This is a genomic window from Citrobacter sp. RHB25-C09 (assembly GCF_013836145.1).
Classification (GTDB): Bacteria; Pseudomonadota; Gammaproteobacteria; order Enterobacterales; family Enterobacteriaceae; genus Citrobacter_A.
Genome location: NZ_CP057483.1, coordinates 4326203 through 4340338, shown reverse-complemented (window position 1 = coordinate 4340338; position 14136 = coordinate 4326203). Strand labels below are relative to the sequence as shown.

At 51.8% G+C, this 14136-nt stretch carries 8 protein-coding genes, 1 tRNA gene and 2 rRNA genes; 10 read left to right on the top strand and 1 reads right to left on the bottom strand.

Annotated elements, in window-relative coordinates; all coding sequences use genetic code 11:
• Positions 1–87: 87 nt before the first annotated feature.
• The 7 genes from kup to rbsR all read left to right on the top strand — a co-directional run bounded on the left by kup (position 88) and on the right by rbsR (position 7997).
• Positions 88–1956, top strand: coding sequence for a low affinity potassium transporter Kup (gene kup, locus HVY19_RS20475; protein WP_181682386.1), 1869 nt, complete (start codon positions 88–90; stop codon positions 1954–1956).
• A gap of 185 nt (positions 1957–2141) precedes the next feature.
• Positions 2142–2561, top strand: a complete 420-nt coding sequence (rbsD, locus tag HVY19_RS20470) for a D-ribose pyranase (protein ID WP_181682385.1) — start codon at positions 2142–2144, stop codon at positions 2559–2561.
• 7 nt (positions 2562–2568) lie between these two features.
• Positions 2569–4074, top strand: coding sequence for a ribose ABC transporter ATP-binding protein RbsA (rbsA, locus tag HVY19_RS20465; RefSeq protein WP_181684343.1), 1506 nt, complete (start codon positions 2569–2571; stop codon positions 4072–4074).
• A 4-nt stretch (positions 4075–4078) separates the two neighbouring features.
• Complete coding sequence (gene rbsC, locus HVY19_RS20460) at positions 4079–5044, top strand: ribose ABC transporter permease (protein ID WP_181682384.1); 966 nt, start codon at positions 4079–4081, stop codon at positions 5042–5044.
• Between the two features lie 24 nt (positions 5045–5068).
• The gene (gene rbsB / locus HVY19_RS20455; RefSeq protein WP_181682383.1) at positions 5069–5959 is read left to right on the top strand and encodes a ribose ABC transporter substrate-binding protein RbsB; all 891 of its coding nucleotides are present in this window, start codon (positions 5069–5071) and stop codon (positions 5957–5959) included.
• Positions 5960–6065: 106 nt separating this feature from the next.
• Entirely contained in the window at positions 6066–6995 is a 930-nt protein-coding gene (rbsK, locus tag HVY19_RS20450) for a ribokinase (protein WP_181682382.1), read from the top strand.
• A gap of 3 nt (positions 6996–6998) precedes the next feature.
• Positions 6999–7997, top strand: coding sequence for a ribose operon transcriptional repressor RbsR (gene rbsR, locus HVY19_RS20445; protein WP_181682381.1), 999 nt, complete (start codon positions 6999–7001; stop codon positions 7995–7997).
• Here the strand turns inward: rbsR and HVY19_RS20440 are convergent.
• Complete coding sequence (locus HVY19_RS20440; RefSeq protein WP_181682380.1) at positions 7994–8713, bottom strand: FadR/GntR family transcriptional regulator; 720 nt, start codon at positions 8711–8713, stop codon at positions 7994–7996. The two genes, rbsR and HVY19_RS20440, sit on opposite strands and share 4 nt — an antisense overlap.
• A gap of 496 nt (positions 8714–9209) precedes the next feature.
• On the opposite strand from HVY19_RS20440, the gene HVY19_RS20435 reads away from it, so the two are divergent.
• The 3 genes from HVY19_RS20435 to HVY19_RS20425 all read left to right on the top strand — a co-directional run bounded on the left by HVY19_RS20435 (position 9210) and on the right by HVY19_RS20425 (position 14010).
• A 16S ribosomal RNA gene (locus tag HVY19_RS20435) occupies positions 9210–10751 on the top strand.
• A gap of 84 nt (positions 10752–10835) precedes the next feature.
• Positions 10836–10911, top strand: a tRNA-Glu gene (locus HVY19_RS20430).
• A 192-nt stretch (positions 10912–11103) separates the two neighbouring features.
• A 23S ribosomal RNA gene (locus HVY19_RS20425) occupies positions 11104–14010 on the top strand.
• Together the 16S and 23S rRNA genes with 1 tRNA gene alongside form the textbook arrangement of a ribosomal RNA operon.
• The last annotated feature ends 126 nt before the right edge of the window (positions 14011–14136 follow it).

Sequence of the window (14136 nt, the reverse complement as noted above, 5' to 3'; positions counted from 1 at the left end):
ACGATTTTTTGTTTAATCGTGCATACTGTGCGCTTTTGTGGGCCAAGGGACTAAGCACACATTTCTTTATATTAAAAAGACTAGTCTATGAGCACTGATAATAAGCAATCGTTATCTGCAATTACCCTGGCAGCCATTGGGGTTGTCTATGGTGATATTGGTACCAGCCCACTTTATACACTGCGTGAATGTTTGTCCGGCCAGTTCGGTTTTGGCGTTGAGCGAGACGCGGTGTTCGGTTTCCTGTCTCTTATCTTTTGGCTGTTGATCCTGGTCGTTTCTGTTAAATATCTCTCCTTCGTCATGCGCGCGGATAACGCCGGTGAAGGGGGGATCCTGACGCTGATGTCATTGGCGGGCCGTAATACATCCGCCCGAATGACCTCTGTGCTGGTGATTATTGGTCTTATCGGCGGCAGCTTCTTCTATGGGGAAGTGGTGATAACGCCTGCGATTTCGGTTCTCTCGGCGATAGAGGGGCTTGAGATTATCGCACCACAGCTTGATACCTGGGTCGTTCCGCTGGCGCTTATTGTTCTGACCCTGCTGTTTGCGATTCAAAAACACGGTACCGGGCTGGTGGGTAAACTGTTTGCGCCAATCATGCTGGCGTGGTTTCTGATTCTGGCCGCACTGGGTTTACGTAGCATTATTGCCAATCCGGAAGTGCTTCAGGCACTGAATCCGATGTGGGCGGTGCACTTCTTCCTGGAGTACAAAACCGTTTCCTTTATTGCGCTTGGTGCAGTCGTCCTGTCGATCACCGGCGTTGAAGCATTGTATGCAGACATGGGGCACTTCGGTAAGTTTCCCATTCGGCTGGCATGGTTTACGGTTGTATTGCCTTCGCTGGTGCTCAACTATTTTGGCCAGGGCGCGCTGCTGTTAAAGCATCCGGAAGCAATAAAAAACCCGTTCTTCCTGTTAGCCCCTGACTGGGCTCTGATTCCGTTGTTGATTATCGCTGCAATGGCGACCGTGATCGCCTCTCAGGCGGTTATTTCGGGCGTCTTCTCTCTGACGCGGCAGGCGGTTCGTCTGGGCTATTTATCGCCGATGCGCATTATTCACACCTCCGAAATGGAGTCCGGGCAAATCTATATTCCGTTCGTAAACTGGATGCTTTATATCGCGGTAGTCATTGTCATTGTCAGTTTTGAACACTCCAGCAACCTGGCGGCGGCGTATGGTATTGCCGTCACCGGTACGATGGTACTGACGACGATCCTCTCCACCACCGTGGCGCGTAACAACTGGCACTGGAATAAGTACTTTGTGGCACTGATTCTGGTGGCGTTCCTGTGTATCGATATTCCGTTGTTCTCGGCAAACCTCGACAAGATTATTTCCGGTGGTTGGCTGCCGCTGACGCTGGGTCTGGTGATGTTTACGATCATGACCACCTGGAAGAGCGAACGTTTCCGTCTGCTGCGTCGAATGCATGAGCACGGTAACTCTCTGGAAGCGATGATTGCCTCCCTGGAAAAATCGCCGCCGGTGCGTGTGCCAGGTACTGCTGTGTATATGTCACGCGCGCTTAACGTGATTCCATTTGCGCTGATGCATAACCTTAAACACAACAAAGTGCTCCATGAGCGCGTGATCCTACTGACGCTACGTACAGAAGATGCGCCGTATGTGCATAACGTTCGCCGTGTACAGATTGAGCAGTTGTCGCCGACCTTCTGGCGCGTGGTGGCAAGCTATGGCTGGCGTGAAACACCAAACGTGGAAGAGGTCTTCCACCGCTGCGGCCTGGAAGGGCTGAGCTGTCGCATGATGGAGACGTCGTTCTTTATGTCGCACGAGTCGTTAATCGTCGGCAAACGCCCCTGGTATCTGCGCCTGCGCGGTAAGCTGTATCTTATTCTCCAGCGTAACGCGCTGCGTGCGCCGGACCAGTTCGAGATCCCCCCTAACCGGGTTATTGAACTGGGAACCCAGGTCGAGATATAAGTCTCTTTAGAAAAGCCGGATGGTGTTGCTCCATCCGGTAATTACTCTCGCTAAACCTACGCTCCTATTTCACTTAGCGAAACGTTTCGACGTTGATCACAATTCTGCTACGTAATGGTGGTTTTCTGCGCACTTTCCAGAATAAACTGAAAACCAGCGAAACGTTTCGCTAGTGGAGTAAGAAAATGAAGAAAGGCACAGTACTCAATTCTGAGATTTCATCGGTGATCTCCCGTCTGGGACATACTGATACGCTGGTGGTGTGTGATGCAGGTTTACCCATCCCGAACAGCACAACGCGTATTGATATGGCATTAACCCAGGGCGTACCTACTTTTATGCAGGTGCTGGAGGTAGTGACCCAGGAAATGCAGGTTGAGGCGGCCATTCTCGCTGCGGAAATTAAACAACATAATCCGCACCTCCACGAAACGTTGCTCAGCCACATTGAGCAACTGCAGCAACACCAGGGAAACACCATTGAAGTTCGTTACACCTCACATGAACAATTTAAAAAACAAACCGCAGACAGTCAGGCGGTAATTCGCAGCGGGGAGTGTTCCCCGTATGCGAATATCATTCTCTGTGCTGGCGTCACTTTCTGAGGCCATCATGGACGCATTACTGCAACTTAAAGGGATAGATAAATCGTTCCCGGGCGTAAAAGCCCTCTCCGGTGCCGCACTCAACGTTTATGCCGGCCGCGTCATGGCGCTGGTAGGGGAAAACGGCGCGGGTAAATCCACCATGATGAAAGTGCTGACCGGGATCTACACCCGTGACGCCGGTTCGCTCTTATGGTTGGGTAACGAAACCACCTTTACAGGCCCAAAATCCTCTCAGGAAGCCGGAATTGGCATCATCCACCAGGAACTGAACCTGATCCCGCAACTCACCATTGCAGAGAACATCTTCCTTGGTCGCGAGTTTGTGAATCGCTTTGGCAAAATCGACTGGAAAACAATGTACGCAGAAGCGGACAAACTGTTAACCCGGTTGAATCTGCGCTTTAAGAGCGATCGCCTAGTGGGGGAATTATCGATTGGCGACCAGCAGATGGTCGAAATTGCTAAGGTACTGAGCTTCGAGTCGAAGGTCATCATTATGGATGAACCGACGGATGCGCTTACCGATACCGAAACGGAATCCTTATTCCGCGTGATCCGCGAATTGAAATCGCAAGGGCGCGGCATTGTTTATATTTCTCACCGCATGAAAGAGATCTTCGAGATTTGCGATGACGTCACCGTTTTCCGCGATGGGCAATTTATCGCTGAACGCGAAGTGGCCTCGCTAACGGAAGATTCACTGATTGAAATGATGGTGGGACGTAAACTGGAAGATCAGTATCCACGTCTGGATAAAGCACCTGGCGAAATCCGCCTCAAAGTCGATAACCTGTGCGGCCCGGGTGTGAATAATGTCTCTTTCACACTGCGTCAGGGAGAGATCCTGGGCGTTTCGGGTCTGATGGGCGCGGGGCGTACCGAACTGATGAAAGTGCTCTACGGCGCACTGCCGCGCACCAGTGGTTATGTCACTCTCGACGGTCATGAAGTCGTCACGCGTTCTCCACAAGATGGCCTGGCGAACGGTATCGTCTATATTTCGGAAGACCGTAAGCGTGATGGCCTCGTTCTCGGTATGTCAGTGAAAGAGAATATGTCGCTGACCGCACTGCGCTATTTCAGCCGTAGCGGTGGGGGTCTGAAGCATAAAGATGAACAGCAGGCGGTGAGCGATTTTATTCGTCTTTTCAACGTCAAAACCCCGTCAATGGAACAAGCGATTGGCCTGCTTTCCGGGGGAAACCAGCAAAAAGTGGCGATTGCGCGCGGGCTGATGACGCGTCCTAAGGTATTAATTCTCGACGAGCCAACCCGTGGCGTGGATGTTGGCGCCAAGAAAGAAATCTATCAGCTTATCAATCAGTTTAAGGCCGACGGCCTGAGCATTATTCTGGTTTCCTCAGAGATGCCAGAAGTATTAGGCATGAGTGACCGCATTATCGTCATGCATGAAGGGCATCTCGGCGGTGAATTCACTCGCGAGCAGGCCACCCAGGAAGTTCTGATGGCTGCCGCAGTAGGTAAGCTAAATCGCGTGAATCAGGAGTAATAAGATGACTACCCAGGCCGTTTCTGGACGCCGATATTTCACAAAAGCGTGGCTGATGGAGCAGAAATCGCTTATCGCCCTGCTGGTGCTGATCGCGATTGTTTCCACATTAAGTCCGAACTTTTTCACCGTAAATAACCTGTTCAACATTCTTCAGCAAACCTCCGTTAACGCCATTATGGCGGTAGGTATGACGCTGGTGATTTTGACCTCGGGTATCGACCTGTCCGTCGGTTCTCTGCTGGCGCTCACCGGTGCGGTTGCCGCTTCGATTGTCGGATTTGAAGTCAACGCGCTGGTGGCCGTTGCCGCTGCGCTGGCATTGGGTGCCGCAGTAGGTGCGGTCACTGGGGTGATTGTGGCAAAAGGCCGTGTGCAGGCGTTTATCGCCACGCTGGTGATGATGTTGCTACTTCGCGGTGTAACGATGGTGTACACCAACGGCAGCCCGGTTAATACCGGATTTACCGAAAATGCCGATCTGTTTGGCTGGTTCGGTATCGGTCGCCCACTGGGCGTACCAACGCCGGTCTGGATCATGGCTATTGTCTTTATTGCTGCCTGGTACATGTTGCACCATACCCGTCTGGGGCGTTACATCTACGCGCTGGGCGGTAATGAAGCGGCGACCCGTTTATCCGGGATTAGCGTCAATAAAATCAAGATTATCGTTTATTCATTGTGTGGTCTGTTGGCATCGCTGGCGGGAATTATTGAAGTGGCGCGTCTCTCTTCCGCGCAGCCGACGGCAGGTACGGGTTATGAGTTGGATGCCATCGCAGCCGTTGTGCTGGGTGGTACCAGCCTGGCAGGTGGTAAGGGACGTATAGTTGGGACCTTGATCGGCGCATTGATTCTTGGTTTCCTTAATAATGGATTGAATTTGTTAGGTGTTTCCTCCTATTACCAGATGATCGTCAAAGCGGTGGTGATTTTGCTGGCGGTACTGGTAGACAACAAAAAGCAGTAATAACGACTACAGGACATCTTGAATATGAACATGAAAAAACTGGCTACCCTGGTTTCTGCTGTTGCGCTAAGCGCCACCGTGAGTGCGAATGCGATGGCGAAAGATACCATTGCGCTGGTCGTTTCCACGCTTAACAACCCGTTCTTTGTCTCCCTGAAGGATGGAGCGCAGAAAGAAGCGGATAAGTTAGGCTACAACCTGGTGGTTCTGGACTCCCAGAATAACCCGGCGAAAGAGCTGGCGAACGTTCAGGATTTAACCGTTCGTGGCACCAAAATTCTGCTGATTAACCCAACCGATTCTGACGCTGTAGGTAACGCCGTGAAGATGGCAAACCAGGCGAAAATCCCTGTGATTACGCTTGATCGTCAGGCGACCAAAGGTGACGTTGTTAGCCATATCGCGTCTGATAACGTACTGGGCGGTAAAATTGCCGGTGACTACATCGCGAAGAAAGTCGGTGAAAACGCAAAAGTAATCGAACTGCAGGGTATTGCCGGTACATCTGCAGCGCGTGAACGTGGCGAAGGCTTCCAGCAGGCCGTTGCTGCGCATAAATTTAACGTTCTGGCGAGCCAGCCAGCAGACTTCGACCGTACCAAAGGTCTGAACGTAATGCAGAACCTGCTGACCGCGCATCCTGACGTGCAGGCTGTATTTGCACAGAACGACGAAATGGCGCTGGGCGCGCTGCGTGCTCTGCAAACTGCGGGTAAATCAGATGTGATGGTCGTCGGATTTGACGGCACGCCAGATGGCGAGAAAGCCGTAAATGATGGCAAACTGGCAGCGACTATTGCCCAGTTACCGGACCAGATTGGCGCGAAAGGCGTTGAGACGGCAGATAAGGTACTGAAAGGCGAGAAAGTTCAGGCCAAATACCCTGTTGACCTGAAACTGGTCATCAAGCAGTAAAAGCGATTCAGGCGAACCCGTGTCGCCCGATGGACAATAAATAAAGAAAAGTGTGGCATACGCCACCGGGTCATTCCGGTGGCGCTCTCAGATGGACACTCCAAACATGAAAACCGCAGGCAATCTTGTCGTCCTTGGCAGTATCAATGCTGACCATATCCTCAACCTGGAGACATTCCCAACACCGGGGGAAACGGTAACAGGTAACCATTATCAGGTTGCTTTTGGCGGAAAAGGCGCGAATCAGGCGGTTGCTGCGGGTCGCAGTGGGGCAAATATTTCGTTTATTGCCTGTACCGGTGATGACGATATCGGCAGTAATATTCGCAAACAACTGGTCAGTGACAATATTGACGTCGAGCCCGTTAGCGTTATTCGTGGCGAATCAACCGGTGTGGCGCTTATCTTTGTTAACGGCGAAGGTGAAAATGTCATTGGCATTCATGCGGGGGCAAATGCGGCGCTTTCTCCTGCGCTGGTGGAGGCTCAGCGTGAGCGTATTGCTCAGGCTTCCGCCTTGCTCATGCAACTGGAGTCACCGTTCGAAAGCGTGCTGGCTGCAGCGAAAATTGCGCAGCGTAATCACACCACCGTAGCGCTGAACCCAGCGCCGGCGCGTGAATTATCCGACGAACTGCTGGCGCTGGTAGATATCATTACCCCCAACGAAACCGAAGCGGAAAAGCTGACCGGGGTCCGCGTTGAAAGCGATGAAGATGCCGCTAAGGCTGCCCAGGTTCTGCATGCAAAAGGTATTGATACCGTATTGATCACGTTAGGCAGTCGCGGTGTCTGGGCCAGCGTGAAAGGCGAAGGCCGCCGAGTACCGGGATTTAAAGTCGAAGCTGTCGATACTATCGCCGCGGGAGACACCTTCAACGGGGCGTTGATTACCGCCCTACTGGAAGAAAAATCCCTCTCTGATGCCATTCGCTTTGCGCATGCAGCAGCAGCGATTGCGGTCACCCGGAAAGGTGCTCAGCCTTCTGTTCCGTGGCGGGACGAAATCGAGGCGTTCTTAGATCAGCAGAGGTAACGCTTGGCTACAATGAAGGATGTTGCCCGCGTGGCGGGCGTTTCCACCTCTACCGTTTCGCATGTCATCAACAAGGATCGCTTTGTCAGTGAAGCGATAACTGAAAAAGTTGATGCGGCGATCAAGTCTTTAAATTACGCACCTTCCGCGCTGGCGCGTAGCCTGAAGCTCAATCAGACGCGCACTATCGGTATGCTTATCACGGCAAGTACCAATCCGTTTTACTCTGAACTGGTGCGCGGCGTGGAGCGTAGTTGTTTCGAACGTGGCTACAGCCTGGTGTTGTGCAACACCGAAGGTGACGAGCAGCGGATGAATCGCAATCTGGAAACCCTGATGCAAAAGCGAGTCGATGGCTTATTACTGCTTTGTACCGAAACGCATCAGCCATCGCGCGAAATCATGCAGCGTTATCCTTCTATTCCAACGGTAATGATGGACTGGTCGCCGTTTGATGGTGAAGGGGATAGCGATCTCATCCAGGATAACTCATTACTCGGTGGCGACCTTGCCACTCAGCATCTGATAGATAAAGGTTTTACCCGCATCGCCTGTATTACAGGGCCACTGGATAAAACCCCGGCGCGACTGCGTCTGGAAGGGTATCGTGCCGCCATGAATCGCGCTGGACTGAATATCCCAGAGGGTTACGAGATTACCGGTGACTTCGAATTTGGCGGCGGTTTTGAAGCGATGCAAAAACTGCTTAATCACCCGCAACGTCCCCATGCTGTATTTGCCGGCAACGATGCCATGGCTGTGGGCGCCTATCAGGCGCTATATCAGGCGGGTTTGCGGATCCCGCAAGATATGGCCATCGTGGGTTATGATGATATTGAACTGGCACGCTATATGACGCCTCCACTCACTACCATTCATCAACCGAAAGATGAACTGGGCGAGTTAGCAATTGATGTCCTGATTCATCGCATGGCGCAACCCACGCTACAGCAGCAACGTCTACAACTGACGCCAGTTTTGATGGAGCGAGGTTCTGTTTAACGCGGTGTTCCGTTTTGAGCCGGTGACTCATTTGGTGCCATCAGTAATACCTGACACGCCTTGAACGCACCTTCGCCATCACATTGGGCAATGGCATCAACAATCGCCTGGTGCAAGTCCAGTTTTACGACAGTGTTGTAGGTGATTGAATTAAAATAGGTGTGGTAGACAGAATGAAACAGCGACGCAAAGGATGTTAAGAACGGGTTCGCGCTCATTTCATAGATATGCTCATGCCATTCCATATCAACTTCTATCCAGCGTTCGCGTTTAAAATTCTTTTTCAGCGCGACCATCTCTTCCATTAATATGTTCAACCGTGCTTTTTGCTCCGCTGTGCCAATAGTGGCTGCCAGTAAACAAGCTTGAGGTTCCAGGCTGATACGCATCACCAGAAAATGTTCGATAACTTGCTGGAAGTTTTTGTCAGTCATCCACCAGGTGAGCAGCTCTTGATCGAGGAAGTTCCAGTTTGCCTGGGGCATTACCCGGGTACCAATGCGTGGACGGGGTAAAACCATACCTTTCGCCGTTAATGTTTTAACGGCTTCTCTGACAGCAGTACGGCTTACGCCAAACTGATCGCCCAACTCAATTTCACCGGGGAGAATTGAACCAGGGGCATATTCACCTTTTAAAATCCGCTGCGCCAGCTTCTCTGCCAGTACATAGGAAAGGTTTTTCTGTGCGGCCAACTGTTGTGCGCTTAACGGCATTACTCTCGTCCTTTCTTATTTTTCTTACCCAATAGTATGCCACCAGGAAGTGTGATTGCGGTTGCAAAATCAACAAATTGCTTATTTTATGGTACGTTATCTTCTGTTTTGGTGAAAAAAGAAACACTCGGATAATTATTTCAAATTTCCCCTTGTCAGCCCGAAATAACTCCCTATAATGCGCCTCCACTGACACGGAACAACGGCACGCAAGCCGCCGGGTCAGCAGGGTTCTCCGGTGAAAACCAGTGATGAATGCCGACAGAGAAAAGCGAAAATAAATGCTTGACTCTGAATGAGGAAAACGTAATATACGGGACCTCGCGACAGAGCGCTGAAGCGCGTCGCAACTGCTCTTTAACAATTTATCAGACAATCTGTGTGGGCACTCAAAGTGACATGGATTCTTAATGTCCTCGGACACTAAATGAATACCAAGTCTCAAAGAGTGAACACGTAATTCATTACGAAGTTTAATTCTACGAGCATCAAACTTAAATTGAAGAGTTTGATCATGGCTCAGATTGAACGCTGGCGGCAGGCCTAACACATGCAAGTCGAACGGTAACAGGAAGCAGCTTGCTGCTTTGCTGACGAGTGGCGGACGGGTGAGTAATGTCTGGGAAACTGCCCGATGGAGGGGGATAACTACTGGAAACGGTAGCTAATACCGCATAACGTCGCAAGACCAAAGAGGGGGACCTTCGGGCCTCTTGCCATCGGATGTGCCCAGATGGGATTAGCTTGTTGGTGAGGTAACGGCTCACCAAGGCGACGATCCCTAGCTGGTCTGAGAGGATGACCAGCCACACTGGAACTGAGACACGGTCCAGACTCCTACGGGAGGCAGCAGTGGGGAATATTGCACAATGGGCGCAAGCCTGATGCAGCCATGCCGCGTGTATGAAGAAGGCCTTCGGGTTGTAAAGTACTTTCAGCGGGGAGGAAGGTGTTGAGGTTAATAACCTCAGCAATTGACGTTACCCGCAGAAGAAGCACCGGCTAACTCCGTGCCAGCAGCCGCGGTAATACGGAGGGTGCAAGCGTTAATCGGAATTACTGGGCGTAAAGCGCACGCAGGCGGTCTGTCAAGTCGGATGTGAAATCCCCGGGCTCAACCTGGGAACTGCATTCGAAACTGGCAGGCTAGAGTCTTGTAGAGGGGGGTAGAATTCCAGGTGTAGCGGTGAAATGCGTAGAGATCTGGAGGAATACCGGTGGCGAAGGCGGCCCCCTGGACAAAGACTGACGCTCAGGTGCGAAAGCGTGGGGAGCAAACAGGATTAGATACCCTGGTAGTCCACGCCGTAAACGATGTCGACTTGGAGGTTGTGCCCTTGAGGCGTGGCTTCCGGAGCTAACGCGTTAAGTCGACCGCCTGGGGAGTACGGCCGCAAGGTTAAAACTCAAATGAATTGACGGGGGCCCGCACAAGCGGTGGAGCATGTGGTTTAATTCGATGCAACGCGAAGAACCTTACCTGGTCTTGACATCCACAGAAGAATCCAGAGATGGATTTGTGCCTTCGGGAACTGTGAGACAGGTGCTGCATGGCTGTCGTCAGCTCGTGTTGTGAAATGTTGGGTTAAGTCCCGCAACGAGCGCAACCCTTATCCTTTGTTGCCAGCGGTCCGGCCGGGAACTCAAAGGAGACTGCCAGTGATAAACTGGAGGAAGGTGGGGATGACGTCAAGTCATCATGGCCCTTACGACCAGGGCTACACACGTGCTACAATGGCATATACAAAGAGAAGCGACCTCGCGAGAGCAAGCGGACCTCATAAAGTATGTCGTAGTCCGGATTGGAGTCTGCAACTCGACTCCATGAAGTCGGAATCGCTAGTAATCGTGGATCAGAATGCCACGGTGAATACGTTCCCGGGCCTTGTACACACCGCCCGTCACACCATGGGAGTGGGTTGCAAAAGAAGTAGGTAGCTTAACCTTCGGGAGGGCGCTTACCACTTTGTGATTCATGACTGGGGTGAAGTCGTAACAAGGTAACCGTAGGGGAACCTGCGGTTGGATCACCTCCTTACCTTAAAGAACCTGCCTTTGTAGTGTCCACACAGATTGTCTGATGAAAAGTAAATAGCAAGGCGTCTTGCGATTGAGACTTTACGTCCCCTTCGTCTAGAGGCCCAGGACACCGCCCTTTCACGGCGGTAACAGGGGTTCGAATCCCCTAGGGGACGCCACTTGCTGGTTTGTGAGTGAAAGTCACCGGCCGTCATATCTCAAAACTGACTTACGAGTCATGTTTGAGATATTTGCTCTTTAAAAATCTGGATCAAGCTGAAAATTGAAACGACACACAGTCAATGTGTGTTCGAGTCTCTCAAATTTTCGCAAGTCGATGATGAATCGAAAGAAACATCTTCGGGTTGTGAGGTTAAGCGACTAAGCGTACACGGTGGATGCCCTGGCAGTCAGAGGCGATGAAGGACGTGCTAATCTGCGAAAAGCGTCGGTAAGGTGATATGAACCGTTATAGCCGGCGATGTCCGAATGGGGAAACCCAGTGCAATTCGTTGCACTATCGTTAACTGAATACATAGGTTAACGAGGCGAACCGGGGGAACTGAAACATCTAAGTACCCCGAGGAAAAGAAATCAACCGAGATTCCCCCAGTAGCGGCGAGCGAACGGGGAGCAGCCCAGAGCCTGAATCAGCATATGTGGTAGTGGAACGGTCTGGAAAGGCCGGCGATACAGGGTGACAGCCCCGTACACAAAATCACACATGTTGTGAGCTCGATGAGTAGGGCGGGACACGTGGTATCCTGTCTGAATATGGGGGGACCATCCTCCAAGGCTAAATACTCCTGACTGACCGATAGTGAACCAGTACCGTGAGGGAAAGGCGAAAAGAACCCCGGCGAGGGGAGTGAAAAAGAACCTGAAACCGTGTACGTACAAGCAGTGGGAGCCTCTTTTATGGGGTGACTGCGTACCTTTTGTATAATGGGTCAGCGACTTATATTCTGTAGCAAGGTTAACCGAATAGGGGAGCCGAAGGGAAACCGAGTCTTAACTGGGCGTTAAGTTGCAGGGTATAGACCCGAAACCCGGTGATCTAGCCATGGGCAGGTTGAAGGTTGGGTAACACTAACTGGAGGACCGAACCGACTAATGTTGAAAAATTAGCGGATGACTTGTGGCTGGGGGTGAAAGGCCAATCAAACCGGGAGATAGCTGGTTCTCCCCGAAAGCTATTTAGGTAGCGCCTCGTGAATTCATCTTCGGGGGTAGAGCACTGTTTCGGCTAGGGGGTCATCCCGACTTACCAACCCGATGCAAACTACGAATACCGAAGAATGTTATCACGGGAGACACACGGCGGGTGCTAACGTCCGTCGTGAAGAGGGAAACAACCCAGACCGCCAGCTAAGGTCCCAAAGTCATGGTTAAGTGGGAAACGATGTGGGAAGGCTCAGACAGCCAGGATGTTGGCTTAGAAGCAGCCATCATTTAAAGAAAGCGTAATAGCTCACTGGTCGAGTCGGCCTGCGCGGAAGATGTAACGGGGCTAAACCATGCACCGAAGCTGCGGCAGCGACACTATGTGTTGTTGGGTAGGGGAGCGTTCTGTAAGCCTGTGAAGGTGTACTGTGAGGTATGCTGGAGGTATCAGAAGTGCGAATGCTGACATAAGTAACGATAAAGCGGGTGAAAAGCCCGCTCGCCGGAAGACCAAGGGTTCCTGTCCAACGTTAATCGGGGCAGGGTGAGTCGACCCCTAAGGCGAGGCCGAAAGGCGTAGTCGATGGGAAACAGGTTAATATTCCTGTACCTGGTGTTACTGCGAAGGGGGGACGGAGAAGGCTATGTTGGCCGGGCGACGGTTGTCCCGGTTTAAGCGTGTAGGTGTGTGTACCAGGTAAATCCGGTTCACTTTAACACTGAGGCGTGATGACGAGGCACTACGGTGCTGAAGTGACAAATGCCCTGCTTCCAGGAAAAGCCTCTAAGCATCAGGTAACATCAGATCGTACCCCAAACCGACACAGGTGGTCAGGTAGAGAATACCAAGGCGCTTGAGAGAACTCGGGTGAAGGAACTAGGCAAAATGGTGCCGTAACTTCGGGAGAAGGCACGCTGATATGTAGGTGAAGCGACGTGCTCGTGGAGCTGAAATCAGTCGAAGATACCAGCTGGCTGCAACTGTTTATTAAAAACACAGCACTGTGCAAACACGAAAGTGGACGTATACGGTGTGACGCCTGCCCGGTGCCGGAAGGTTAATTGATGGGGTTATCCGTAAGGAGAAGCTCTTGATCGAAGCCCCGGTAAACGGCGGCCGTAACTATAACGGTCCTAAGGTAGCGAAATTCCTTGTCGGGTAAGTTCCGACCTGCACGAATGGCGTAATGATGGCCAGGCTGTCTCCACCCGAGACTCAGTGAAATTGAACTCGCTGTGAAGATGCAGTGTACCCGCGGCAAGACGGAAAGACCCCGTGAACCTTTACTATAGCTTGACACTGAACACTGGTCCTTGATGTGTAGGATAGGTGGGAGGCTTTGAAGCGTGGACGCCAGTCTGCGTGGAGCCGCCCTTGAAATACCACCCTTTAATGGCTGGTGTTCTAACGTAGGCCCGTGATCCGGGTTGCGGACAGTGTCTGGTGGGTAGTTTGACTGGGGCGGTCTCCTCCTAAAGAGTAACGGAGGAGCACGAAGGTTAGCTAATCCTGGTCGGACATCAGGAGGTTAGTGCAAAGGCATAAGCTAGCTTGACTGCGAGCGTGACGGCGCGAGCAGGTGCGAAAGCAGGTCTTAGTGATCCGGTGGTTCTGAATGGAAGGGCCATCGCTCAACGGATAAAAGGTACTCCGGGGATAACAGGCTGATACCGCCCAAGAGTTCATATCGACGGCGGTGTTTGGCACCTCGATGTCGGCTCATCACATCCTGGGGCTGAAGTAGGTCCCAAGGGTATGGCTGTTCGCCATTTAAAGTGGTACGCGAGCTGGGTTTAGAACGTCGTGAGACAGTTCGGTCCCTATCTGCCGTGGGCGCTGGAGAATTGAGGGGGGCTGCTCCTAGTACGAGAGGACCGGAGTGGACGCATCACTGGTGTTCGGGTTGTCATGCCAATGGCACTGCCCGGTAGCTAAATGCGGAAGAGATAAGTGCTGAAAGCATCTAAGCACGAAACTTGCCCCGAGATGAGTTCTCCCTGAGACTATAAGTCTCCTGAAGGAACGTTGAAGACGACGACGTTGATAGGCCGGGTGTGTAAGCGCAGCGATGCGTTGAGCTAACCGGTACTAATGAACCGTGAGGCTTAACCTTACAACGCCGAAGATGTTTTGGCGGAATTGAGAGAATTTTCAGCTTTGATTACAGATTGTAGTGCGCAATAGTTTGCGCAGCGGCAAGGCGGCAAGTGAAGCGACGGAAGGAGCATACACAGGTATG

What these genes read in the sequence shown, in the direction of transcription:
- kup (WP_181682386.1), top strand. Translation starts at nt 88, where the DNA reads ATGAGCACTGATAATAAGCAATCGTTATCTGCAATTACCCTGGCAGCC.
- HVY19_RS20440 (WP_181682380.1), bottom strand. Translation starts at nt 8,713, where the DNA reads ATGCCGTTAAGCGCACAACAGTTGGCCGCACAGAAAAACCTTTCCTAT.
- rbsK (WP_181682382.1), top strand. Translation starts at nt 6,066, where the DNA reads ATGAAAACCGCAGGCAATCTTGTCGTCCTTGGCAGTATCAATGCTGAC.
- rbsA (WP_181684343.1), top strand. Translation starts at nt 2,569, where the DNA reads ATGGACGCATTACTGCAACTTAAAGGGATAGATAAATCGTTCCCGGGC.
- rbsB (WP_181682383.1), top strand. Translation starts at nt 5,069, where the DNA reads ATGAACATGAAAAAACTGGCTACCCTGGTTTCTGCTGTTGCGCTAAGC.
- rbsD (WP_181682385.1), top strand. Translation starts at nt 2,142, where the DNA reads ATGAAGAAAGGCACAGTACTCAATTCTGAGATTTCATCGGTGATCTCC.
- rbsC (WP_181682384.1), top strand. Translation starts at nt 4,079, where the DNA reads ATGACTACCCAGGCCGTTTCTGGACGCCGATATTTCACAAAAGCGTGG.